At 61.1% G+C, this 23537-nt stretch carries 24 protein-coding genes and 1 tRNA gene; 7 read left to right on the top strand and 18 right to left on the bottom strand.

All coding sequences use genetic code 11. The annotated features are described in order from the left end of the window. Positions 1-10: 10 nt before the first annotated feature. A complete protein-coding gene (locus I41_RS15430) occupies positions 11-1849 on the bottom strand; it encodes an endonuclease (RefSeq protein WP_168206933.1) in 1839 nt (612 codons plus the stop codon). 154 nt (positions 1850-2003) lie between these two features. Here I41_RS15430 and I41_RS15435 point away from each other — a divergent pair, with 154 nt between their 5' ends. Next, a complete protein-coding gene (locus I41_RS15435) occupies positions 2004-3869 on the top strand; it encodes an adenylate/guanylate cyclase domain-containing protein (RefSeq protein WP_145433815.1) in 1866 nt (621 codons plus the stop codon). Between the two features lie 68 nt (positions 3870-3937). Here I41_RS15435 and I41_RS15440 read toward each other — a convergent pair whose 3' ends face one another. Then, positions 3938-4384, bottom strand: a complete 447-nt coding sequence (locus I41_RS15440) for a hypothetical protein (protein WP_145433817.1) — start codon at positions 4382-4384, stop codon at positions 3938-3940. Between the two features lie 759 nt (positions 4385-5143). Here I41_RS15440 and I41_RS15445 point away from each other — a divergent pair. The 3 genes from I41_RS15445 to I41_RS15455 all read left to right on the top strand — a co-directional run bounded on the left by I41_RS15445 (position 5144) and on the right by I41_RS15455 (position 10113). Then, the gene (locus tag I41_RS15445; protein WP_145433818.1) at positions 5144-6064 is read left to right on the top strand and encodes a hypothetical protein; all 921 of its coding nucleotides are present in this window, start codon (positions 5144-5146) and stop codon (positions 6062-6064) included. A gap of 31 nt (positions 6065-6095) precedes the next feature. After that, a complete protein-coding gene (locus I41_RS15450) occupies positions 6096-9770 on the top strand; it encodes a protein kinase domain-containing protein (protein WP_145433820.1) in 3675 nt (1224 codons plus the stop codon). 269 nt (positions 9771-10039) lie between these two features. After that, a tRNA-Asp gene (locus I41_RS15455) sits at positions 10040-10113 on the top strand. Between the two features lie 60 nt (positions 10114-10173). On the opposite strand, the gene I41_RS28400 is transcribed toward I41_RS15455, so the two are convergent. After that, the gene (locus I41_RS28400) at positions 10174-11391 is read right to left on the bottom strand and encodes a tyrosine-type recombinase/integrase (RefSeq protein ID WP_145433822.1); all 1218 of its coding nucleotides are present in this window, start codon (positions 11389-11391) and stop codon (positions 10174-10176) included. Between the two features lie 284 nt (positions 11392-11675). Beyond that, on the bottom strand, positions 11676-11882 hold the full coding sequence (locus I41_RS15465) for a hypothetical protein (RefSeq protein WP_145433824.1): 207 nt from the start codon (positions 11880-11882) through the stop codon (positions 11676-11678). Positions 11883-11993: 111 nt separating this feature from the next. On the opposite strand from I41_RS15465, the gene I41_RS15470 reads away from it, so the two are divergent. From I41_RS15470 to I41_RS15480, 3 genes are all read left to right on the top strand, one after another. Further along, on the top strand, positions 11994-12590 hold the full coding sequence (locus I41_RS15470) for a hypothetical protein (protein WP_145433825.1): 597 nt from the start codon (positions 11994-11996) through the stop codon (positions 12588-12590). Continuing rightward, a complete protein-coding gene (locus I41_RS15475) occupies positions 12574-12792 on the top strand; it encodes a hypothetical protein (protein WP_145433826.1) in 219 nt (72 codons plus the stop codon). Before I41_RS15470 ends, I41_RS15475 begins: the two co-directional genes overlap by 17 nt. Positions 12793-12886: 94 nt before the next feature. Further along, the gene (locus tag I41_RS15480; protein WP_145433827.1) at positions 12887-13510 is read left to right on the top strand and encodes a hypothetical protein; all 624 of its coding nucleotides are present in this window, start codon (positions 12887-12889) and stop codon (positions 13508-13510) included. Between the two features lie 50 nt (positions 13511-13560). On the opposite strand, the gene I41_RS15485 is transcribed toward I41_RS15480, so the two are convergent. From I41_RS15485 to I41_RS15545, 14 genes are all read right to left on the bottom strand, one after another. After that, a complete protein-coding gene (locus I41_RS15485) occupies positions 13561-13992 on the bottom strand; it encodes a hypothetical protein (protein ID WP_145433828.1) in 432 nt (143 codons plus the stop codon). 9 nt (positions 13993-14001) lie between these two features. Beyond that, the gene (locus tag I41_RS15490; protein WP_145433829.1) at positions 14002-14421 is read right to left on the bottom strand and encodes a hypothetical protein; all 420 of its coding nucleotides are present in this window, start codon (positions 14419-14421) and stop codon (positions 14002-14004) included. A 40-nt stretch (positions 14422-14461) separates the two neighbouring features. Continuing rightward, positions 14462-14920, bottom strand: coding sequence for a hypothetical protein (locus tag I41_RS15495; protein ID WP_145433830.1), 459 nt, complete (start codon positions 14918-14920; stop codon positions 14462-14464). Between the two features lie 6 nt (positions 14921-14926). Continuing rightward, positions 14927-15265, bottom strand: coding sequence for a hypothetical protein (locus I41_RS15500; protein ID WP_145433831.1), 339 nt, complete (start codon positions 15263-15265; stop codon positions 14927-14929). Between the two features lie 233 nt (positions 15266-15498). Then, positions 15499-15627, bottom strand: a complete 129-nt coding sequence (locus I41_RS28305) for a hypothetical protein (protein WP_261342420.1) — start codon at positions 15625-15627, stop codon at positions 15499-15501. Positions 15628-16042: 415 nt separating this feature from the next. Then, positions 16043-16471: a hypothetical protein gene (locus tag I41_RS15505; RefSeq protein WP_145433832.1), complete on the bottom strand. Its 429-nt coding sequence runs from the start codon at positions 16469-16471 to the stop codon at positions 16043-16045. Between the two features lie 64 nt (positions 16472-16535). Beyond that, complete coding sequence (locus tag I41_RS15510; protein ID WP_145433833.1) at positions 16536-17000, bottom strand: hypothetical protein; 465 nt, start codon at positions 16998-17000, stop codon at positions 16536-16538. A 186-nt stretch (positions 17001-17186) separates the two neighbouring features. Continuing rightward, a complete protein-coding gene (locus I41_RS15515) occupies positions 17187-17585 on the bottom strand; it encodes a hypothetical protein (protein ID WP_145433834.1) in 399 nt (132 codons plus the stop codon). 96 nt (positions 17586-17681) lie between these two features. Next, positions 17682-18410: a hypothetical protein gene (locus I41_RS15520; RefSeq protein WP_145433835.1), complete on the bottom strand. Its 729-nt coding sequence runs from the start codon at positions 18408-18410 to the stop codon at positions 17682-17684. Between the two features lie 55 nt (positions 18411-18465). Then, positions 18466-19155: a hypothetical protein gene (locus tag I41_RS15525; protein ID WP_145433836.1), complete on the bottom strand. Its 690-nt coding sequence runs from the start codon at positions 19153-19155 to the stop codon at positions 18466-18468. Between the two features lie 915 nt (positions 19156-20070). Further along, on the bottom strand, positions 20071-22197 hold the full coding sequence (locus I41_RS15530; RefSeq protein ID WP_145433837.1) for an AAA family ATPase: 2127 nt from the start codon (positions 22195-22197) through the stop codon (positions 20071-20073). A gap of 354 nt (positions 22198-22551) precedes the next feature. Next, a complete protein-coding gene (locus I41_RS15535) occupies positions 22552-22857 on the bottom strand; it encodes a hypothetical protein (protein WP_145433838.1) in 306 nt (101 codons plus the stop codon). 171 nt (positions 22858-23028) lie between these two features. After that, positions 23029-23244, bottom strand: a complete 216-nt coding sequence (locus I41_RS15540) for a hypothetical protein (protein WP_145433839.1) — start codon at positions 23242-23244, stop codon at positions 23029-23031. 63 nt (positions 23245-23307) lie between these two features. After that, positions 23308-23493, bottom strand: a complete 186-nt coding sequence (locus I41_RS15545) for a helix-turn-helix transcriptional regulator (protein ID WP_145433840.1) — start codon at positions 23491-23493, stop codon at positions 23308-23310. Between the last annotated feature and the right edge of the window lie 44 nt (positions 23494-23537).

A 23537-nucleotide genomic window follows, 5' to 3' on the forward strand; every position in this document is an offset into this window, starting at 1 on the left:
GGCCGCCCGTCTACGCCGCGCGTCGGCGTCGAACGGCCGCAACAACCAGTCCCGTCGCCAGTGCCAAGCAGTCCCCAGTCGGCTCGGGAATCGTCAGCACCGGCGATGATCCGGCGCCGAATTGCTCCGCCCAGACGGCCAGGTCGGCGGCATCAACGACGCCATCTGCATTGGCGTCCCCATTTGCCGGCGACGCCGCCCCGCCGAACCCCCGCTGCCAAGTGAGAAAATCGGCGCCGTCGACCGCGTCGTCGCCGTTGAAGTCTCCGTCCTCCACGACTGCCGCCGAAACGACGCCGCTCAACATGAGCGTCATACTCCCCAGCGCTGTTGCGCCGGGAAGATTCTCGTCCGAAAAATTGAGCGTGTACGTGGCCGAGAAGGCGCCCGCCGCCGCCGTGCTGAACTCAGCCTTAAAGGCGTATCCCGCTCCTGCGGCCAGGGTGGCGGCGCCTTGGAAAATTTCCAAATCCGTTGACAACGCCGCTGTGTCGCCGCTCCCGACGATCGAATCCAGGTCGAGTCCAGCCGTGAAGCCGGCGGTGGTCTCCAGGTTAAACAGATCGAACGAGAATGTCGGAACGACGGCGCCGAGCGTTACCGTGCCGAAGTCAAAAGTCAGCCCGTTCGCGTCGCTGCCAGCGACAAACGACGGATTCGCGTGACTCAGCACGCTCAGATTCACCGCTACGACGTCGTTTCCGTCGTTGGCGCCTCGCCCCGCTCCGCCGGCGGTGGTGACGTCGAGATTGTCGATCGTCACCGTGCCGCTCTTTAGGCCAGCCGCGACCGTGGCGGTGTTCAACCCCACGTTGATCGACTTGCTCCCCGTTACTCCGGCGGCGAAGGCGTTGTATCGCCCCGTCACCGAGCTTGTCGCCTCGTCCGTCGTCGTGACCGAGTAATAGGTCCCGTCCAAACCGGCCTTATTCAGGGTCACCGTCTGAGCCGCGGGAACAGCCGCCCCTACGAGCACCCGCCCCAAATCAATCGACCGGGAGGAAGCGCCATTGGCGTCCGTAGTTCCTCCTGCGATCGTCAACGCGCTGTCGTTCGTCTGGTTCTTGAATATCGACCAGACGTACTCTGGTCGATCGGTGAATGGATTGCGGTTGTGCTGATAACTGTCGTAGATAATTTGATTGCGCCGACGCTCGAAGGCGTCAGGCGGCGCCAGAAAATGCCATTCAATAAGCCGATCGAGGTCGCCTAAGACCGAGCCAGTAGCCGCGGGATTCCCCGACACGAGTTCTAAATTCGTGGTACTGGCGTCGCTGCCATCGTAGCGCACCGCCATGTAGAATTCCTGGCGGGCGATCATCCCCGCATCAGCGTCGCCAGGGTACCAGTAGGGAGTTGGCGAGGCTGACTTCAGCCCGAATGTCTGCCCGAAGGCGCCGCCGAAGTTGTAGTTAGCGCGATCGCCGTTACCAGCGGTCAACGCAGGGCGAAGTGCGAACAGGTCGCTGTCGTCTGGCCCGCTGCTGGCGATGCCTCGACTTCGCGGCCAGGTATGCTCGCGATTCCAGGTGGCCGCGCTGTCCCACCCAGGAATGGGACCGCCGGGGTTGATCGCCCCCACGTTGACAGACGTGCGGTCGTACGCCGTCAGCATATGCCCGGGCTTTAATGGATCAGCATCGGTGACCTGTAACGAAGTTCTAGCCGCGTCATAGGACATCACCGTGTGGTTGTCGATGATATCATGTAACTGAGACTTGAGGACCGCGCCCGTACCTGTCGCCGGGGAATAGTAATTCGCTGGCGGATCGAAGCTTTGTGCGGAGGCGGCGCCGACGCACGATATAACGAACCACGCGGCAAAGAGCCAATGACTTGGACAGCGCATTCGCCCATCGTAGTCGGACGCTGACGCTGCCACCACATTCCGATCGTTACTTTTTGTCTCGGATTCGCGCATCTCTACTCCACTGATCATCCACGGACCGGATAAACTGTGAGGACGTGCGGTCTTCCACCTGGCCTCCTTTGTTTTGCGCGCTATGACGTCGCCTGAACCGCCGCCGCCCCTGCGGGACGCCGCCGAAGTTTCGCCGGCGTTTCCAGTCCTCTGCTACCGCCATCGGCAGCGTATTCTGGCAACGCAACTCGACGCGACGCTGGAAATCGGCCGCCAGCGAGAAGAGGAACCGCCTCCGGTCATGCGGCTCGACCATTCGCAGGGTGCACGGATCATCCTTGCGCCGATCGACGACGTTGCGATCTCACGCGCACACGTCGGACTCGCCTTAGCGGCGGGCGGACAGGTTCAGGTCAAGAATTTAAGCACCAGCCAGCCAGTCCGAGTTTCTCCCAATCAAACGCTAGCGCCCGGCGATGACGCGCTCGTTATTCCTCCGGCACTGCTGCAATTCGGCGATTACGCGGTCCGCGTTGATCCGGCGGAGGATGAGCAACTCGAATTGGAAGGATTACCCGAGCGGACTATTCCGCCCGGCAAGCAGGCCCCGCCCGCGTCGGTGGCGATGCTCGGCGCCACCTTTGACGAGTCGAAACTCCTGCGGTGGCTCGAAACGATCCTCGGCGTTTTTCAAAGCGCGGCCAATACGCACGACTTTCCCGAACAAGCAGCCCGCGCGGCTGTCAAAATCGTCGGCCTCGACGCCGCCGCCGTCCTCCGTTTCGATGACGGGCGCTGGCGGACCGAGGCGCTCCACGCCGGCGATCAGCGTGAAGGCGACAGCCAAACGTCATGGGCGCCGAGCCAGACCCTGCTCGGCTGGGTGCGCCGCGACCGCCGCACGTTTCGGCATGTGCCGCCCACTGGCCCCGATACTCCCCGCAGCTTGCAAAACGTCTCCGCGCTCGTCGCCGCACCGATCCTCAATGGGGCAGGGGAGGTGATCGGCGCCCTATACGGCGATCGCCGCAGCGGCGGCAGCTCAGGTGGATTTCCCCGTATCACCGAATTCGAAGCGAAGCTCGTCGAGTTGCTCGCCAGCGGCATCGCGGCTGGCCTGGCCCGCTTGAAAGAAGAACAAGCCGCGGTCGAGGCGCGAGTGCAATTCGAACAATTCTTCACGCCGCAACTTGCCACCCAGTTGCAGCGCGATCCCACGCTCCTCGAGGGCCGCAACGCCGAGGTGACGATCCTCTTCGCCGACATCCGCTGCTTCAGCCGGATCAGCGAACGGCTCGGACCCGACCGGACAATGGCCTGGATCCAGGACACCATGGGCGCGCTCTCAGAATCGGTTCTCGCTTACAACGGCGTCTTGGTCGATTACATCGGCGACGAGCTGATGGCAATGTGGGGCGCACCGGCTCCGCAAAGTGACCATGCCGCACTTGCCTGCCTGGCGGCGAAACAGATGATGGAAAGCCTCGCCGCGATTTCCGCGCGCTGGCAGCAGGAGCTCGGCGTCCCCGTCCAACTTGGCATCGGGCTCAACTCTGGGCTTGCCCGCGTCGGCAACACCGGTTCGTCGCTGAAGTTCAAATATGGCCCGTTGGGCGATGCGGTGAACGTCGCCAGCCGCGTGCAGGGCGCCACCAAGTACCTTGGCGCCGATTGCCTCATCACTGGCGAGACGCTTAAGCGCCTGCCTTCAGGCGTCGCCCATCGCCGCCTGGCTCGGGTTCGCGCGGTGAACATCGCCCATCCGATCGACCTGTACGAAATCGTCGCACAACCAACGCTCGATTGGAACGAACGCCGCCATCGATACGACGCCGCGTTGCTCGCACTGGAACAGGAGAATTGGAGCGAGGCCTTCCGGAATGCGCAGCGATTAGCTGGCGACTATCCGGACGACGCGGCAGCCGCGGCCCTCTTAAAGCGAGTCGAGGCGGCCGAGCGGACCAGCAAACTCGGTGATACGTCGGTCTGGCAACTTCCCGGCAAATAAAGAAGCCCGGCCCCGACGAACGGTCGGGACCGGGCGACATCGCTAGCCTTGCGACCTGGGTTAGTCGCTTAGCGGCTGCTGTACTTCCGAGGATCGGTCTTCTGCAACGCCCACTTGTCGGCCGAATGATGGCGAGTCGGCGCATGGTAGTACGACGGCTGCACGACGGTCGATTGCACGGCGACTGGGGGAACGGTCGCCGCCGGTTGGCGCGCCGCCGCGTCAGTAATCGGCGCGTACGAGAACCGACGCCCTTCCGCCGGCGCTTGGGCGATGGCCGTTGGCGCCGCGGCCGGCGCCGCTATCGTCGACTGGACGACCACAGGTCGCGATGCGTAGCGAACGGCGCGCTGACCGTCATTCGCATGGCGACGACCTTCATGCAGCTGCGTCCAGCCGTTTCCGCCGAAATGGCCCCGCGCCTTTTCGGTTCCGATGAAATTGCCCGCCACCGCCGTGCCGGCGAGCATCGAACCAACTACTGCCGACAGAATTAAACCTTTGAACGCACTCATATAACACCTCCGCCTAAAAACCTTTGCTATTTGCCCGGTGGTCGCTCAACAAGAACAACCTCGATCTCGGGGCATGATGGGCAGGCTGCCTGAGTCGCTGGCAAGCGGCTCTCCCGCCGATCTTCAACTCTTCATCAAATCAGCCTCTAGATTCTTCTTCGCCGCTTCAACGCGGCAACAAGCGCCACGCGACGGTATCGCTTGCGAGGCAATCACAGCGGCACGGAGCGCCCGTGAAATGGTAGCCCAGTGGCAGCGGCTCGGCGCCTCGATGAACGCTCGACCTGACCGCCGTGCGCCGTATTCTTGTGCCACTAATGTGGTGGCGGTGAGCAGTATGGCCCCACGCTCAGCCGTAGAACTTAGGCGATTGCCGTCAAACGACTTCGGCCGCAGCCGATGATCGATCCCTCGATGTGAATATTACGTCGCTGACGAGCTTGTCGCCTGAGCAGTCGTCGGCTCCTTTCGCAGATGTAATTTGTCGCCGGCCGGAATAACGGCCAGGCCGGTTCTGCCGATCAATGTGCCGCGCCCACGGCACGGTCCCGGGGCGCCGGCCATTCGCGCAACCTCTGCGCCTCTCTTCAGCATAAGGAAAGGGTCTGACAGCGAAGGCCGCCCGGAAGATGCGACGTAACTAGCTACCCATGCAGATGGTTAGATCGCGGGATGTCACACCTTGGAGAAACAGGAACGCCCCTTGCCATAGGGGCACTACCCCCTCCCTGATCTGCCCATGCGCGAGGCATCCCCTCTTTGTACGGAAACCGCACACTCGCGCTGCTCGCATTGGCGGCCCTGGCGGGCTTCTACAGCCCCATAAACGCCGCTGCCGCCGAGGTCGCCGCCAAAGTTGCCACTGATTCAGCTACCGGGGTGGTTTCGTTGACCCGCAAGGGGGCTTGGCATCTAGCGGAGAGCAGTAACTTTCAAGTTTGTTCCTTACGAGGCGCTAAAGAGGCCCAAGACGTCGCCGTCGGTTGCGAACGGCTCCGCAACGAAGTTGCAACACTCTGCGGCCTCCAACCGGGGCACTGGTCGCCCCGTTGCCAGATCGTTCTTCATGTCGACGCGAAGTCCTATGTCGCCACGGTCGGTCATGCCGGGGCCGCGACCGCGGCATCAGCACTCACGCAGCGCAGCGGCGCTCGCATCAACCGTCGCAAAATCGATGTCCGCGGCGATGTGAGCGACTATCTCACGTCGGCATTGCCGCACGAGCTTTGCCACGTCCTGCTCGCTGACCGCTTTGCGGATGTTCCCCTCTGGTGTGACGAGGGCCTGGCCTTGCTGCTCGATCCGCTTGACAAGCAGCAACTTCACGAGCGCGATCTTCGCAGCGGCGACCAGCGCGGCGAACTGATGCCGATCAATGAATTGTTCGGCCTTCAACGCTACCCCGCCGCCGAACGTTGGGGGCTCTTCTACGGCCAAAGCGCCTCGATCGTCCGCTGCCTGCTGCAGCGCGGCACTCCCCAACAGCTTCTTGCGTTCGCCAAAGCGCAGCGATCTCTCGGTACGAACAAGGCTCTCCGAGAGGTCTATGGGCTTAGCGGGGTGGCTGAACTCGATCGGCACTGGCGGTCGCGCCTCGCATCGCCGTCGGACGCTCCGTTGACGCTCGTCACCTTTGCCGCGTCCCCCACTCCCTTTTCGGCGGTCGCCGAGGCGCCGTAACGCGGCTCTGGTCAAACGATCCGGCCCGACCTTGCTCCCGACGGCCCCCGACGCGACGATGGTGTCGTCCGGCCGCTTGAGCCGCTTTTCGAACCACGCCGCTATCGCCGCGATGACCAGCGCCGCCACCGACCGCAATCTGCTCTTCGGCATCCTTGCCGTGCAGATGGATTTTGTCCGCTCTGAGCAATTAATCGCCGCGATGAACGCCTGGGTGCTCGACAAAGGCAGGCCGCTAGGCGACCACCTCTCAGCGATCGGCGCGCTCCCCGCCGATGCGCGTCAACTCCTCGACGCCCTCGTTGACAAGCATATTGCGTTGCACGGGGGTCGCGCCGATGCAAGCCTCGCCGCCCTGAGCTCAGTCGAACCGCTACGACAAAGTCTGGCCGACATTGTTGATGGCGACGTGCAAACGAGTCTCGCCCACGCCGCCGCCCTGACGCCGCGCGGCGATCGCCACGCGACGGTCGCCATGCCTGCGCGCACACCGGCGGCGCCGTCCCAGCGCTTTCGCATCCTCCGCCCGCATGCTGCAGGCGGTCTCGGCAAGGTGTCCGTGGCTCGTGACAACGAACTCAATCGCGAAGTCGCGCTGAAGGAGTTGCATGATCGGCACGCCGACAACCTGGATAGTCGGGCGCGCTTCCTGCAAGAAGCAGAAATCACCGGCGGACTCGAACATCCAGGCGTCGTGCCGATCTACGGGCTCGGACAATACGCCGACGGCCGCCCTTTCTACGCGATGCGTTTCATCCGGGGCGATAGCCTTGCTCAGGCGATCGACCGCTTCCATCGCGAGGCCGACCCGTCGTGGCGACAGCCGGCAGACGTGCTGCAACTGCGCCGACTATTGTCGCGGTTCCTCGACGTTTGCAATGCCATCGATTACGCGCACAGTCGCGGCGTGCTCCACCGCGACCTTAAACCTGGCAATATCATGCTGGGGCAGTATGGCGAAACGCTCGTCGTCGATTGGGGGCTGGCGAAGCCACAGGGAGAAGCCGAACCAGCCGCGGCCACCGACGATCCCAATGCCACGCTACCCCATCAATCGGAACCGTTGCTCCGACCGCAATCGGGCTCTGGCTCTGCTCCCACGCAGATGGGGGCCGCCATTGGAACGCCGGCGTTCATGAGTCCCGAGCAGGCTGCCGGTCGACTCGATGTGTTGAGCGGCGCAAGTGACGTCTACAGCCTGGGGGCCACGCTCTACGTCATTCTCACGGGACGTGCGCCGCAAGAAGACGATGATCTCGGCGTCGTTTTGCAGCGAGTCGCGCGGGGCGAATTCCCCAAGCCGCGATCGGTCAAGCCGGTAGTCCCCCGTGGCCTGGAGGCGATCTGCCTGAAGGCGATGGCGCTGCAGCCGCGCGATCGATATCCCTCGCCGCGCAAACTAGCCGACGACATCGAGGCCTGGCTTGCCGACGAACCGGTTTCCGCGCTACCCGAATCAATTCCCGCCCAGACCGCGCGTTGGATCAAGAATCATCGCACGCTCGTCACCAGCGGGGTGGCGATGGCGTTAGTAGCCATCGTTGCACTAGCGGCCGGCAACGTTCAATTGCGCGCGGCGAACGACCGAGAGCGCGACGCGAAGACTGCAGCTCTCGCGGCGCAGGCGGCAGCGGAAAAGGCCCTCAAGCAAGCGGAGGCGGCGCAGGCTGAATCTCAGCGCCAAGCGACCCGTAATAATGCGCTGCTCGATCTTGCCCGTAAGTCGCTCGATCGCTACGAAACGCTCAGCAAGTCTGAACTCCTCGCCAGTTACGGCATGGAATCGCTGCGCAGCGATTTGCTCGCGGCGGCCGTCGAATTCTATGACTCCCTTGCCGCACAAACCGATCAAACCGAGAAGTCTCGTCGCGATCGCGGCGAGGCCCTCTTCCGGTTGGGCAACGCCAATTGGCAACTTGGCCGCATGGACGACGCTCGGCAGGCTTACGAACAGGCCATTGCCCAGTTCCAGCAGCTTGCCCGTGAATTTCCTGACAATCTCGCCTACCGCCACGGCGGCGCGGTGAATGCCGCGAACGTCGCTGAAATGCTGATCGATAATCGCGCGACGACTGACGCGGAGCGATACCTGAGCGAGGCGGCGACGACATTTGATCACCTCCGCGAACTCGAGCCCGGAGACGCCGGGTACGCCGCGCGCCGTGCGTACGTCGCGTCACTGGCGGGCGAGCGGTTCCGTCAACTTGGCCAAATGGAACCCGCCGTCGCCTCGTTCAATCAAGCCATCGAAATACTTCAGTCCGTCGATCTATCACGGGCGACGCCCGAGCAATCCGTCGACGTCCGCTTTCGGCTCGCACGTGCGCTGAACCAACTCGCCGTCTTTGAACTGGAAGTTCTTTGGAAGTTTGCTCAAGCCGGCGACCATGTGCGGCAAGCCGTGCAAATCGCGCGGACGCTCCACGAAGAAGACCGCGACAACATTGAGGTCGCACATACTCTCGCCCAGATTCTCCGTCAGTCGGGCGATATTGAAGCTCGCGAGTTCCGTCTCGACGCCGCGCGCATGGCTTACGACGAGGGGTTAGCAGTCGCAGTCGCGCTCGATAGAAGTCACCCCGACGTGCCGCACATTCGACAGGAGCTCGCGGAACTACACCAGTCGGCCGGCGTCCTGCACGGCCCCTTGGAGGACGCGAATCTCACGCCGGCCGGCCTAGAGCATCAAGAGCAGGCTGTCGCGATCGGCCGCGACTTGGCGAACAAGTTCCCGCAGCAAATCGACCGGCAGCTTGCCCTCGCGCGCTACGAGGCATCTCTGGCCGATGCCTACCGCTATCGAGGGCGCGCTGACGACGCCCGACGCTTGATCGAAGATGCGCGAGAAACGCTCGCACGAGCCTCCGCGGGAGGAGGCGAGAATTTCGATTTCCTGTTTTCTCTTGCGAACCTGCAGTTGCAGCTGGCCAACGTTAGTCGCGAGACTAGCGAACTTGATGCATCGCTGGAGGTTCTCGCCGAGGCACGGCGATCCATCGACAAACTAGAACAGCTCGCGCCAAACGTCGGCGAAGTCGCGCTGATGGCTGCCAATCAGCGACTGGCGCATAGCATGGCGCTGATCGACCTCAAGCGGGTGAGCGACGCCGTGGCGGAACTTAATCAATTCAACGCCGCCGTTCAGCGCTGCGGCGATCTTGCTGAAGCGCCTTGGATGAAAGCCTCGGTCGCGTCCATGAAGGCCCTGGCACACACGGCTAGGTTCGTCGGCGTGAACGGCATTCGCAACGAGGGCGTTCTGCAAGCCCTCGCCGACGAGGGAGATTACCAGCTCTGCGCCGAACAAGCGAAAGCGTTTCCCCTCGTCACCGGCGAACCCTCCGACCGCGTCGTCGCGGCCCAAGCCCTCGCCTACGCGGCCGCCCAGGCCGCTGCCGACGAACAACTAGGAGTTGACGACCAGTCACGCCTTGTCGACTCGCTCTCACTGGAGGCCATCCGCCAACTCGAACTGGCGTGGCGCCAAGGATACCTCCGCCGCGAAAAATCAAGCGGCATCGCCGGCCTCCTCTTCGGTTCCGCCATCTCACCCGACGAAGTTCGAGAAGACGAGCAGTTCCAAGCGCTCAAGTCCCGCGACGAATTCGCCAAGCTGCTGCAGCGCGTCGAGAAGGAAGACCCGCCTGCCGAATCGGCTCCCTCCGCTGCTCCTAAGGCGGGGGAGGAAACGTCAACAGCCCAATAGCCTGTCCCGGCGACGCAGCCGCCCGCGAGCGGTGATGAGGCATCAGCCCACTAAAGCCTCGCTAAACGAGGCCGCAACCCGCAAACCCAAGTCTCGAATTCCCGCTATCGAGGGGCGGGGGCCCGCTTGCCGACCCTCGGTTTGCGAGCTATATTTCTTGCTTCAGGACGGCTTCGGCCCCCTGGCCAATGAGCCCCGTAGGCAGGCATTTGCCGGCGTTTTCCAACGTCAGCGAACTTTCCGCCCCACTGCGGCCTCTTTCGCTACACGGCGCTGTAGCTCAATTGGTTAGAGCACTGGACTGTCGATCCAGAGGTTGCGGGTTCGAGCCCCGTCAGCGTCGCTTCTTATGTGGTAAGGACTTAGGTCACGTCCGAGCGGACTTCAAATTCGCCCGGCGTACCTAGGTACCCTTGGCCGTTGCTAGCCGCTGGCGGATAGCTTCGGCCGTTCGTTGCGTGTTCTCGGGTGCGTAGAACCGCCGCGTTGTGGCCACGTTGGCGTGCCGCATTATGGCCGCCACGTCGCGTTCCAAGACGCCGGCGGCAATCAAACGGTCCGCGAGACTTCGCCGCAAATCGTGACTACTGGCGTGTTTTGCGGGCTTGCCCGGCGTTGCTGGCGAGACGATAACGCCAGACGCCTTGCCGATCCGGGTAACGATCTTCGACGCCCATTTCGCCGAGGGGCGCCCCTGCCTTGGCTTCCGGCCGTCGGTCCGAATCCCTTGAGGATTGAACGCAAAACCCCGCCGCCGCCCCGCTGGCGTGCGGAGCAATAGGCGTTCGAAGCCGGGCAGTAGAGGGATGCTTTCTTCCGTGGCGTTCTTTTGGCGGGTCGCCGGAATTGCCAGCGTAGGTAGCCCTTCGCCGAAAGTGGGTACGATGTACCTAGGATCGGACCAATGAACCGCCAAAAGCTCGCCGAGGCGAAGCCCCGATTCCCAAAGCCCTCGAAGCAAAAGGCGCCATGAACGAGCCGCCTCGACGCCCACAACGCCACGGGTCGCCCGGAGCATTGCCGCAAATTCGCTGGCGGTTAGCGGGCGGCCTTTCATGGCTTTTAGCTTCGAAGTCTTAAGCCGCTTTATCCTAGGTACGGCTTCGATCCAACCTAGCCCGGCGGCCCAATTCAACGCGGCCAACACGACGGCCATCGTAGTCCGAACGCTATGGGGGGACCGCGGCGCCACGGGTCCGGCCTTCCGGCCACGGCTCGGCGCCTCTCCCGCCAAAAGCCGGGATTGCAAATCGTGTAACGCCTCGGCGTTCGCCACGTCGCCAAGGTTTCGCGGCGATAGGATTCGCTCGATAACGTCTAGCCGGTACTCGACGGCTTGGGGGTCTTTTAGCGTACTGACGTGAATTCGCGTGTAAGCGTCTCGAAAATCCTGCCACGGCATATTGGCCCCGCCGACGGCTCGGCGTTTTGGCTTGGCTTCAATGCCGAGGCGAAGCTTAGCCTCAAGGTCGGCTTTTTGCTCCATCGCCTCGGCTTCGTTGTGCGTTTTGGTCGATATGCGAATTTCCTTCTGCGTCTCGGGGTCGGTGTAACGTAGTTGGAAACATCGGCCCACTACCCGGCCTAGCCGGACCGATGGGGGTTTGTTGCTTTTGGCCATTTGTCGATTGCTCCAATTTGACGGTTGCCCATTAATACTAACCACGACTTGCCGCCGCGCAAGTTAGCTTGGATGCGTGCTAGGGAACTGGCGTGGCGGTATCTAGTCACGCCGCCAAGTCGCCTGTAACTGGCCACGATGCGAAACCAATGCGACCGCGTGGGGTTTACCCCGGTTGGCGCCGCTTTCTAAATCCCCCGCTGCGGCTCCACGCGGTGGGAATCCGCGACAATCGCCACGCCGGCCCTACTATCCCCATAGGACCGGCGTGGCTCTTTTGACGGCTAACGAACGATGCCATAGGGCCGATTCGGATTGCCGCGGTACGACGCCACGGCCGGCGTCGGTTCGTCGTCGTAGTCGGCCAAGTCGAAGTCGTCGGGATTAGGGAACCGAATTGCATCGGCGAAGTTCTCGAAATGGGGGTTTAGGGTGTCATTACTCCCGTGAAAGTGGGCGCCCTTTTGGCGGTTTGGGAAAAGACTGCCCAAACCTGCCGGAAACCCAGCACCGCACTTGAAGGCGATATTTGTCAGCCAGGGGAAATACAGTAGCCTCTCGCGACAATCGCCAACCTCAATCCACTGGGAGTTCCACGACAAATGAATGTCCGAATTGTCGTTGCAGTTGCGGGGTTCTTACTAGCAAACGTGGCGGTCGGTGAGCGGCTGACACTTACAAGTGAACAAACTCTTAGGGTGGACTTCCAGGTAAGGCGACCATTTTATCTAGAGCCAGATGTCGTGTATATCGGCTTTGACAATTCGTCGATTGCCAACTGGATTGGTACGGTGCGATGTTCGTTGTTCTTAGAATCACAGCTTATCGGGGTATCAACAAATTCTACAGTCAGGGAGGTAGTCGGGCCCGTCAGCTTGCACCCAGCGGGCGTTTGGAGGTCCTCCGCAAGTTTGTTTGCTTTCGGGACGCCAACAACTGTAGATTTTGGCGATATGTTCTCCGGATTAAGCACGGGGAGTATTGAGTTGGTGATTGAATCGGGCGCGGTATCGTTTGACCGCGAAGGCGTACAGGTGGTGCTATTGCAAGCGACTAACTTCGCCGGCGGATATGTCGTCGAGCCATTCCCGACTATCATGTCAGTTGCTATCGTTCCCGAGCCAATTGCGTTCGTCTTGATCGGGACGGCAGTGGCGTTGCTCGGGCTTTATCGCCGACGCGGTGTTGATCCAGCGTAAAGACCCGCTCCGCTCATTATCGGCTCCTGATTCGCCGGGTCGCCGAACGATCGACTTGCGGCCAGGCGATGAGGTTTGGGCCCGCAATCGCTATCGCCGCATCTTGGCGATTGAAGTCGTCCGCGACGATTGGCTAACCGCCGACGAAGCCAGCGGGCTAATTGGCCGCGAGGGGTATATTTATCGGCCGATCGCTAAATAGCCGCTAGCGGTCATTTCAGCGTTCCCCAGTTGTCTCCTGCCCTGATACAATGCGTCCGCACTTTTCTTCCATACCACGAACGGAGTTCGCGAAGATGAGAACGGCATTCGCAGTCGCCCTGGTGTTTACCCTTTCACTGGCGGCGGTCCGGGCAACCGAAACGCCTGAGGTTATCTTGCATGGCGTTCAAGAAATTGCACCCGCGCCCGTCCCGGCTGATCCCGACGATTCGATGCCCGCGCCGGCACAGTCTTCGCCGTTGAATGACGCCAAAGTCTGCGTCCTGCTAAAGGCGAAATCGTTCGAAATCAAAACGGATAAGTCCTTGCGTCCTGCAAGCGACGAGCCAGCGGCGTATCTGATCTGCGATAACGTTACAACGTCAAGCACGGCTGGCGGCGAAACGATGATCAAGTGTACGAATTGCAAGATTACTCTGCCCAACGGCATTAATGCGTCAGCCGGTGACGTGGCGTTTGATACGAAAACGAATCTCTTGATTCTCACTGGCACAGACGAATCGCCCGCGACGATGACAATGGCTGGCACGGAGAGTAAGGCGGCAAAGATCGAAATGAAGATCAATCGGGCTAGTTGGGGCGTCGCGGCGCCGATTATGACGCCGGGAGCCTACCCGTCGATAGGTTACCCGTCGATAGGTTCGCCGACGCCATCCAATGCCGTACCGTCGCAGCCCCAGATTTCGGCAAAGTATTAGGCGTCGACAAAGACGTGCGAAAGCAACTCGGGGCGTTCACGCTCGATAAGCTAAAGGGCTAGCGGCATGGCCAGCAACGCGGCGACGACGGCGAAGACGATTAACGCCGAGCGAATCGAGAACTGGCGACGGAAGCGAATCACGCCGACGCCAGCGAGGGCGAAGACTAGGGCGGGATACCAGAGGGGGAAAAAGACGGTGGCCGTGTCCACGGCCCCGAACCTCCCTTTCGCGATCATATAGTCTTCGAACCACATTTTGCGAGAAGTGTTCTCTACGCTTATGTACAAAAGTTGTTTTTCATCGAACGGACTGGGCTCGATCGAGATACACCCCAAGCCACCACTACCGTCGAGCCTCGCACACCAGCTGAATGGACAGACACCCGCAGTGTACTCGTTACCGCCAATCCATAATGCCAAGCAACCGACGCTCACCGCGAAGCAGAATGTCGCCAGTGCATAGCGGATGATTTTGGCCATGGCGGTAACTTACAGAAGAGCTATCATCCCAAACAACAAAGACACGATCGTCGTCGCAATCAATGCCAAGCGGATCGTGAAGCGTCTAACCTGCAGGATGCCGACGCCAGCGAAGGCGAAGATGAGGGATGCGTACCAGAGTGGTAAATGGTATCCATACCCATCGTGACCGAATAATGCTTTGCCTTTCGCTGGTGGGCTGATTGATGGTTCCGACATCTTCGGGATGAACGCCCAACTCGTTTCCGTCGCAGGAGGTGAGCTGCGCACGTCCCACCAGAGGAATCCCCGATTGACATCAATTACGACGTTCCAAGTTGTCGCGTAGTAGCCCACCTGGCTCTTTAGGCCCGTCCACCACATCGCCAGACATCCGACGCTCACCGCGAAGCAAACGGACGCCAGGGCGTAGCGGACATACTTGGCCATTGCGGCAGTATAGCAAAAGCCCAATGAGTCGCAGGGTAAGCTAAAGCATCAGCGGCATGGCCAGCAACGCGGCGACGACGGCGAAAGCAATTAACGCCGAGCGAATCGAAAACTGGCGACGGAAGCGAATCACGCCGACGCCAGCGAGGGTGAAGATGAGGGCGGGATACCAGTGCGGGCAGTACCAATTTTCGCGGAGAGCGACGACTGAGAATTTTCCGAAATGACTTCCTGTCTGCCTTACCGCATGTTCGACCTCCCATAGGAAATCTGGGGCCCAGGCTCGAGTAGCTGAGTAGAAGTCTACCGGAGATGTTCGGTAACTAGTCCAGCCGCCTACGGTTACATAGCCACGTATGGATTCCGCCCTCCAAAAGGTCTCCTGATTCCGCATTCGTAACGTATCCGCGTGGGAGTAGCTCCGCCACCACAACGCCAAACAAGCAACGCTCGCCGCGAAGCAAACGGACGCCAGGGCGTAACGGATATACTTCGTCATGTCGGCTTACTCTTCCGGGAACTGGCTAACCACCAGTGTCGGTCGAACACTTTGGCCAACGTGCCACGTTTTGCCCGTCGCCGTATCGACGATGTAGCAACCTTCATTTCCGGGCCAGCCATACGCAGTCGCCTGGAATCGTCCTATCGGGGCCGGTGCTTCGGGAGTTACGACCTTTCTAGCCTGCCTGCTGTTCGAAATTTCCACCATTGGACCGATGACCGGTTCGTCCAGAACCAAGTCGTCAAGATTCGACGGCTTCGCTTCGGCATCCCGACTCCAATCCACGTCGGATGCGGCCCAACCGACCACGACGCCAACGAGCAACAGGCAGAGCGATTTCATAAGTAAATCTCCGGTCAGATTAAAAAGGATTGTAATGTCACTATATCCTCCCCACGTCGAAAGGTGGATGCAACCGCTGGAACGTCGGAGGAATCGTGATGCGAAAAGGATGCCTTACCACCCTTAGCTACAAAAGGTGAGTCGTACTCCGCCACCACAAAGCCAAGCACCCAACGCTCGCCCCGAAGAGGAGTGCAGCCAGCGTATATCGGAGGTACTTAATGGCGTCGGGGCTATTTGGCGTCGGACGGCGTGATATCGCCGATTGACAGGGGGTTCGACGCCGGTACTGGCTGCGACAACGCTTCGGTCACAACTTGCGGTTGCTGACCGATGGCGACGTGCCAAGTCTTTCCAGTCATCGTGTCTACGACGAAACAGCCGTGGCCGTTTGGCGAACCGTAGGCGGACGCTTGGAAGCGGCCGACTAGTCTTGACGTGTCTGGAGCAGCTGACCGCTCCTTCAAAAAGTCGAGAGACACTTCCTGCGATGTTGTCTTCAAATCAAGCGACGCATCCCCATCGTATGAATTAATGGGTTTGCCTGTAATCGAATCCGTTACTTGCCCAACAGCCTCTCGGCTCCAATCTACGCCCGAAGCGGCCAAACCGACGACGACGCCAACGAGCAACAGGCAGAGCGATTTCATAAGTAAATCTCCGGTCAAATTGAAAAGGATTGAAACGTCACTATAGCCTCCCCACCCCGAAAGGTGGATACAACCGCTGGAACGTCGGAGGAATCGTGATGCGAAAAGGATGCCTTACCAACCTTAGCTACAACGCCACCACCATCCCCAGCAACAAAGCGACGACGCTTACACAAATCAAGGCCGAGCGAATCGAGAACTGGCGACGGAAGCGGAGCACGCCGACGCCAGCGAGGGCGAAGATGAGGGCGGCGAAAATGAGCGGAGCGGAGACAATTCGGGGGTTCCTTTGTTTCGATATTTCCTGCTCAATATCAAAATCCTCGTTCGGACGACCGCTTATGTGGCTCCATTCGGAAGATACTTTCATTGGTTGGTTATCTACAGCGAAATAGATTCGCCCGAACTCCAGTCCGATCATAACGTCGCAATTGGTGGCGTTATTCGGTGCCATCAGTAATTCAGTGGCACCGATACTTCTAAACCACAACGCCAAACACGCAACGCTCGCCGCGAAGCAAACGGACGCCAGGGCGTAGCGGAGGTAGGTCAACATGGCCGGTAGTATAGCGGCGGGGGCTGTGACCACACGGGCCGACGCCAGTGATGGAGTCAGGAATTCACTTGTTCGGCATGTTCTTCCAGCCAGTAAAAAACGAACTCCGGAACTCAAGAAAGCTGCCCGTCGTCTCATGTTCCGCATTCTTCATTTGAACTGCATTCTCGCGAGTGGCAAGTTCGCGAAATGACACCGTTATCGAGGATTTGATCTCGTCCACATTTTCGGTTGATCCGTTTATTGACACGGCGGCTAAGTCATTCCACGAATTCGGCAAATGTCCGAACTGGGTGACGTAACCGTCAATTAAAAACAGCGTGCGTGTGCCGGCTTGATAACTTTGCTCGCGATCTAACGCCCCTCGAATTGGTTCGAAAACAGTAATGCGAAAAACTGCGAGGGCCATTGCGACGACCGCGACGAACACAAGCCCCGTCCGCGTCGTGAACTTGAATTGTCCGTTGGCGCTCATCTTGATGCGTTCGGCGAAATTGCCGACCTTATCGCCTCCGCCGTAGAGATACATAGCCGGCCGGTCGCCTGGGGCTAGTTGACGGCGGCCCAACCGACGATAACGCTAACAATCAACAAGGCGAACGGCTTCATTCGGCGCCGGTAGCCTCGATTGAAAATCTGGCGGCGGGGCGGGCAGGACAAAAGGGGAGCCTGCCCGCCCGCGACGATCGCAACGCCGCTTGCCGCCAGTGTGCAGCTATTCGGACCGTTGCGAGTGCGGTCCGAAAGCTCGGAATCCGTTGCGGCCGATCTGCAACCGGCCGGCGAAGCCCTTGGCCTTGCGGTCGCGGCTATCGGCCTTCGCCTTAAGCTCATCGCGTTCGGCCGTTAGCCTATCGCGTTCGGCGGCCAGCGATTCGCCGTACGTCATTCCGGCAGCGACGTAGGCTTCGCCGCTCTCGCCGAATTCGGCGACGATCTTCGCCGCTTCCTTGCGATACGCTTCGGCCGGCGATTCGGCCGGGGGCGTCGGCGCCTTCGCGGCCGATTCCCTTTCGCGTTTCGCGGCTAGCTGCCGCTGCTGCCATTGCCTCGGCGTCTCGCCGTCGCTTTGCCACTCGGCGACCGGCGGCCCGGCCATTCTGTATACGCTCATCTTCTCTATTCCCCTCGCTTTTGTCTGAATTGAAAATACCCCGCCGCGGTCAATCCAGCAAAACCCCGCGGCGGGGTCAACGGCCAACGCGGCCGCTTATGCGATAAGCCGTTCGACTTTCTGGCGAAGGGCGACGGTCGCCGATTCAATCTGCATCCGGCCGGCGCCAATGGCGTCTTGGTTGGCGAGCATTTGCGTATTGGCGTCGGCCAATTCGGAGTTCGCCGTCTGCCATTCCTTTGCGAGCCGGATCGTATGGGCAAACTGAATCTCGGCCGCGTCCATCGCGTGCGGGTAACCCCTTTGCGTCTCGACGCTTACCCCGGCCGCGTGTAGCTTGGCGGTTACGTCTTCGACGACTTCGGCCAAGGCCTTTTCCTTCGCCGCGACATAGGCCGAAAGCTCCGGCGCCCGGGCGGTTAGCCGCTCCGTGAACAACCGCCAAAGCTCGGCGGCCGCTTGTGCCAAGCTCAATTCCGTTTGAATCGCGGCCGCCTTTTGGTCCTGGATATCGGCATAAGTAATCGCCTCGATATCGGCGACGTCCCGCATCGTCGCGAGCCGTTCGCGTTCGGCGTTCCATGCGGCGAACCGCTTGCGATAGTCGGCGTCTGCTTTCTCGGTCGCTTGCGACAAGCCGGGGACGGTCGCCAAATCGCTCGGCTCGATAAAGCTCTCTGCGGGCGTGCGGCGTGCGGCCGGGCGGATCGGCGCCGCCGTGGCGACTGTTGGCGTCTCGCCGCGGGTCGCCGATTCCTCGGCTTGTTTGCGGGCGGCCATCCGGGCCAATTTGCTTTCGGTGTTAAGCTGCTGGGTTGATACCATACTTCTCTATCCTCCGTTGGTGCCGGCTAGCCGGCGGGTTAGTGCCTCGGCCCACTTAGGCCGAGGCTAGTTGAATTGCTCGATCCGCTCCCGCGGCGGTTGTCTCGACGGTCAATTCGCCATCGGGGTTTGTAATTCTCAATAGCCCTTGCTCGGATAGCCGGGCCAGGTGTCGACGACTAATTGGGACGTCGTCGGCGTAAACCGTCTCGCCGTCGGCTTCGCGTTCCAAGACGTAAAGCAAAAAGGCGTCATCGCTCATTGGCTTCGCGGCCGGCTTGGCTTCGACGGGCTTGGCTTCGTCGGCCGTGGCTTCGTCGGCCTCGGGCTCGACGGCGACCGGCGGCGCCTCGACGATGGCGGGTTCGGATCGCGGCGCCACGGCGACCGGCGCCGCGGTCCTGGTTGGCTTGGCGCCCAATGTTTCAATCTCGGCGATAGCTTCCAAGGCGTCGGCCAACGCGGCGTATATTTCAACGTCTCGCGGATCGGCGACCGTGGCGGCCGGCTTCGCCTCGACGCCGCTGGCCCCGAGGCCGACGGCGACCGGATCGGCGAAGGCCGACGGCGCCACGGGCCACGGCTCGGCGACCAGGGCGACCGGCGCCCCCTCGGCGATAGGCTCGACGGCGATAGGCTCGACGAAGGCCGACGGCTCGACGGCGACCGGCTCGACGCCGCTGGCGCCCTCGGCGGATCGGATCAAATGCCGGGCAAGCTCGATACCGGCCGGCGTTAACGCCAAGGCCGTCGTCTTATGTCGCCGCTCGGCGTGGCCCGTTCCGACCCGGGCCGCGTGGCCCGCGGCTTCCAGGGCGATATATGCCCGGCTTATCGCGATACGGTCCGCGTTTGTCGGCGTGCGTCCAAGCCATCGGGCGGCGTTGCACGGTATTTCATTGCCCGTGGCGGCCCGTTGGATCGCGGCGTTTAGCCCGGCGGTATTTCCCGGCGTCGGTCTTTGGCCCCGCAAATCGCAAAGGTCCCGGTAGGCGCCGATCAATATTTGGCCCGTTTTGCTGGTCAATTGAAGCCCCTAGTTACGATATGTTGCAAAGGCGTTACGATTAAAAGTAAAGAATTGGACGTTTTTCGACTCTTCTGGTTGCCATCAGCGAAAAAAGTCTCAAAAAAGGACCCGTTTTGTCCAGAATGGCCCCTTCGCCCCCTCGGCGTCCCGTGGCCCGTCTGCCGCGTTGCCACGGGTCCGCGACCGTTGAACCGTCTTGGCCCTTGGCGTCTCGCCCCGTGGCCCGTCCGGCGTTCGTCCCTGGTCCAATCGCCGAGGGTCCTGGTCCTGGTCGCCATCGCCTCGACGTGGCCGAGGGTCCTGGTCCCTGGTCCCGAGGCCCCGGAACCGGCGCCGGCGTCCCGGCCGCCATGCCCCGAGGCCTCGGGGTTCCTGGTTGCTTTCCCGTCTCGCCCCAATTGCCCCGTTTGCCCACTCGCCGCGGATTCCCTGGTCGCCCCTCGGCCGTCGTCGCCAGGGGGGACCGTCCCACGGGGCTTTCTATTAACGATTGATCCATTAGGGGGGACCGACCCACCGTCCCACGGCCCCCCTATAGGGGGCCGTTGTGGGACGGTCGGTCCGGGCTCGGTGGGCGTCCTCCCACGGCCCCGTGGGACGGTCCGTGGGACGGTGGGACGGTCCGGGGTTTTAGCCATTGCTAGCCCCCCAATCCGCCAACCGAAAGCCGCCATCGCGTAGCGTCGACTGGCCCTTTTGAGCGTACTGGCACGGTTCAAGCTCTCCGGCCGCTAGCAAATGCCGGATGGCCGCCGCGACCCGCGGTTGCGTCAGCTTCACGGGGTCGGCCCGGTGGGCTTTGTAGATGCCCCACTCCGTCGCTGGCTCGTTTTGCCGCAACCGCAGAAAGAGCTTGACCGCTTCGGCGTCGGACTCCATTTGGGCCGTGGTCGCTTCGGCCTTGGCGTTTTCGTCCGCGTCGTCGCTCCACTCTTGAACGTCAACGCCCCAACGGGCGCCGATAATCGGGTCGCGTTCGTCGCCTTCGTCAATCGTCAATTCGTATTGGCCGTGGTGCCGGGCCGATCCGCCGACGTTTAGCGAAAGCCGGTGAACGCCGCGGCGGGTCATTGGCGCCAACCGATTTAGCAGCATGAATTGGCGCCCCCACTCGGCGAAGCCGCTGCCGGACAAGCCGTCTAGGTCTAATAGCTTGGCGCCGGTTCGATTGGCCCCCTTCGTCGAATGGTGCATAATCGCCATTGTGCATCCGGTTTGCTCACCGATGGCGCCGAAGCCGTATAAGACGTCGCCCATATCGAACACGTTGCTACTTTCGCCCTTGGCGGGTCGGCAACAGAGATAGGCGGGGTCGATAACCGCGAAGCCGATCCCGTGTTCCTCGATCTCGCGGCGGATCGTTTCAAGGTGCGACGCCACGGCCAATTGCGGCCGCTTGAAGCTAAGGCGAAACGCCCCGCGGGCAACGTCGATTGATCGGGCGTCGCGAATACGATTGCACGTCGCTTGAATCGTCTTCCGGCCGCTCTCCGCCGACACAATGAGAACCTTGGCCGTCTTCAAAACGTCGAAATGGCCAAGAAAGGGCGACCCGCTGGCGATTGACATTCCTAGGTCAAGGCCGATGCAAGTTTTGAGAACCTTTTTCGGGCCGCCGATTAGCAAATGTTGTTGCTCGGCAACCATCTTGTCGACCAAATACTCTTGAATTAGTTCCTCGGCCATGAAGTCGACGAAGTCGACGGCGTCTAGCGTGAAGGCCTTTCCGCCGGCCTTTGCCCGTTCGGCCACAATGCCGAATTCGCGGCCGCGTAGCACTTCCTTATTGGCTTCCTTCCATTTGTGGTCTAGCTCGGCCTTCGACCACGCTGGCGAACAACGGGCCGCGTTGTAATCGTCTAGCAAGGCCCGGCCGGCTTCGCCGTCGACGCCCCAGCGTAGGATTTCACACGCGGCCCGATACGCCTTGTCGTGGCCTTTCTCCCCGGCGACCGATTCGGGCAGGGCCAAAATGGCGCCGCGGACGTCGTCAACGGAGATTTGCGGCGCCTCGGCGGCGCCCGATGGCTCGCTCGCGGGCGGGTCGACTTCGTCGAACGAACGGGCCACGCCAAATAAGATTTGCCGCTCCTCGGGCGTTATGGTCGCCAATTCCGTTAGCTGCGGGCCGCCAATGTGAAGATATAGGCCGCCGGTAGGATGGCACGCCGCGGGCGAACCGGGGGCCAAGGTGTAACCGCCTTCGCCCTTCGTTTCTATCAACGCCTTGCCGCCGGCCCGTCGGGCAAGCTTTTGCGAACCGCCAATCGTTGGGCACTTGTAAGCCAAATGATAACCGGGCCGAGGCGTCCGAATGACGGTCAGTCGATCAAATAGGCCCGGCGCCACTCGGTTGACTTCGTCGACGAACGGCTGCAATAGGTCGCCGTTATCCAAATCGACGACTTCGCTATTGCCGCTAACCTTGCCGTGAATTAGTGCAATGCCAATAGCGTCGTTGGCGTCGGCGAACCAATAGCGGGCAACGTCCTCGGCCGTCGGCGGCGCCGCTTGGTGTTGGCGCCATTGCAGGCACGCTGGCGACTTGGTCCCGTCGCCTTTGATCGGGATAACCGAAAGCCCCGCTAGTTGGTAGCTCTCGGCGTATTCGCGGGCGGGTCGGTCGCCATAGAAGAATCGCACGGCTTCCAGAATTTCGGGCTCGTTGCCCGAGCCGGAATAGCTTTGAAACTCGGGCAAGTCGACAAAATTAGTATGCGGCGTGGCGTCGGCGTTAGCTTGTGGCGTGGCAATCATCGTGCGTATCCCCTTCGCTGTGGTTTACGAATGCGGCTAGCCCCGTTCCAAGGGCCAGAAGCCGATTCGCTTCAATTGGGTTGAAAATGTCATTTACTCTAACGGTGTCCTGCCAACCGCCCCAACGACAACCGACGTGGCGTTCTAGCAAGGCGACAACGGGCTTGCCGTCGACAATGCCGCGGGCAAGCCATCGCGTTTGCTCGGTCCCGGGGATTGGCTCGAATCGCTCAATCGAGCGTAGGACGTCGCGGCGGCGGCTTACTTTGGATTTGCCTATCCCAAGCTCGGCCATCGACGTTTGGGCTTTGCCCGCGATGTTTATATGCGATTGGTCCCGGCTTATGTTTAGGATCATGTTAGAAGCTCGCTATATTTGCGTAGCGACCCGATGGCTTTTAACTTCGCTGGCGAATCGGGCAGAACGGCCAAGTCGGCCAAAAAGCCGGCGATATAGGCTCGCATCTTCTGACGGGCCGCCGGGGGAAAATGGTACTCATCCCGCCGAAATAGTCGCATTTCGACGCCATGCGTACTGGCGAGACGGGCCACGTCGGCCCCGGCGGACATACATGCGACGGTCACGCGGCCGCCGAGGGGGATAGCGGATTTGTGGAACGTCTCATACACGCGTTGGGCGATGTTTTGAAAATGGGACACGGTGGATTTTCCAGATAACGGTTTTCATTTGGGTTAGTAAACTCCTATTCGCTGGGGGGAAGTGGGGGGAAAACGTCGCGGGGTAGAGTCTCGGGAATCCTTTTTGTGAATGGCGCCGCGGGTTAAAAGCCGGCCGACCCATTGCGGCGATAGGGTCGGCCGGCGTTGAATTCAACAATTGGCCAACGGCCGAGACGCCAACCAATCCAAGACGTCGCGGCCCAAGACGTAAATGCGTTTCCCTATCACGCGATAGGGCAATCCCTTTTCGGCCGCGGACCGCCACGCCCCTTGCTCCCATCCAAGCCGGGCCAATAGCTCGGGCTTCGTGTAGACGGCGTCGGCTTCGACGACTCCGGGCGGCGGGGTTTGCTTCTTATCACTCATTGCGGGGGGTTCCTTCTCTCGCGGGGTTCCTTTGGTGGGGGGTAGGCCGATGGCGTCTGCGGGCTATAGGGGCGCCCGAGAGGCCCGCAACGCTTCGACGTCGGCCGGCTCGTATCGAACCGCGTGGCCGAATTTGATAGCCCGTAGCTTGCCCTTGGTGACCAAATAGTTGACTTGTCTTTCGCCGACGCCGAGACGGTTGGCGACTTCTGGTTTCCGCATCAATTTCTTGCCAGTTTTGCTTTCCATCTCGATCCTTTGGGTTCGGGGTTTGGGAAAAAAGAGCAGCCCCC

It is taken from the genome of Lacipirellula limnantheis (assembly GCF_007746075.1).
Classification (GTDB): domain Bacteria; phylum Planctomycetota; class Planctomycetia; order Pirellulales; family Lacipirellulaceae; genus Lacipirellula; species Lacipirellula limnantheis.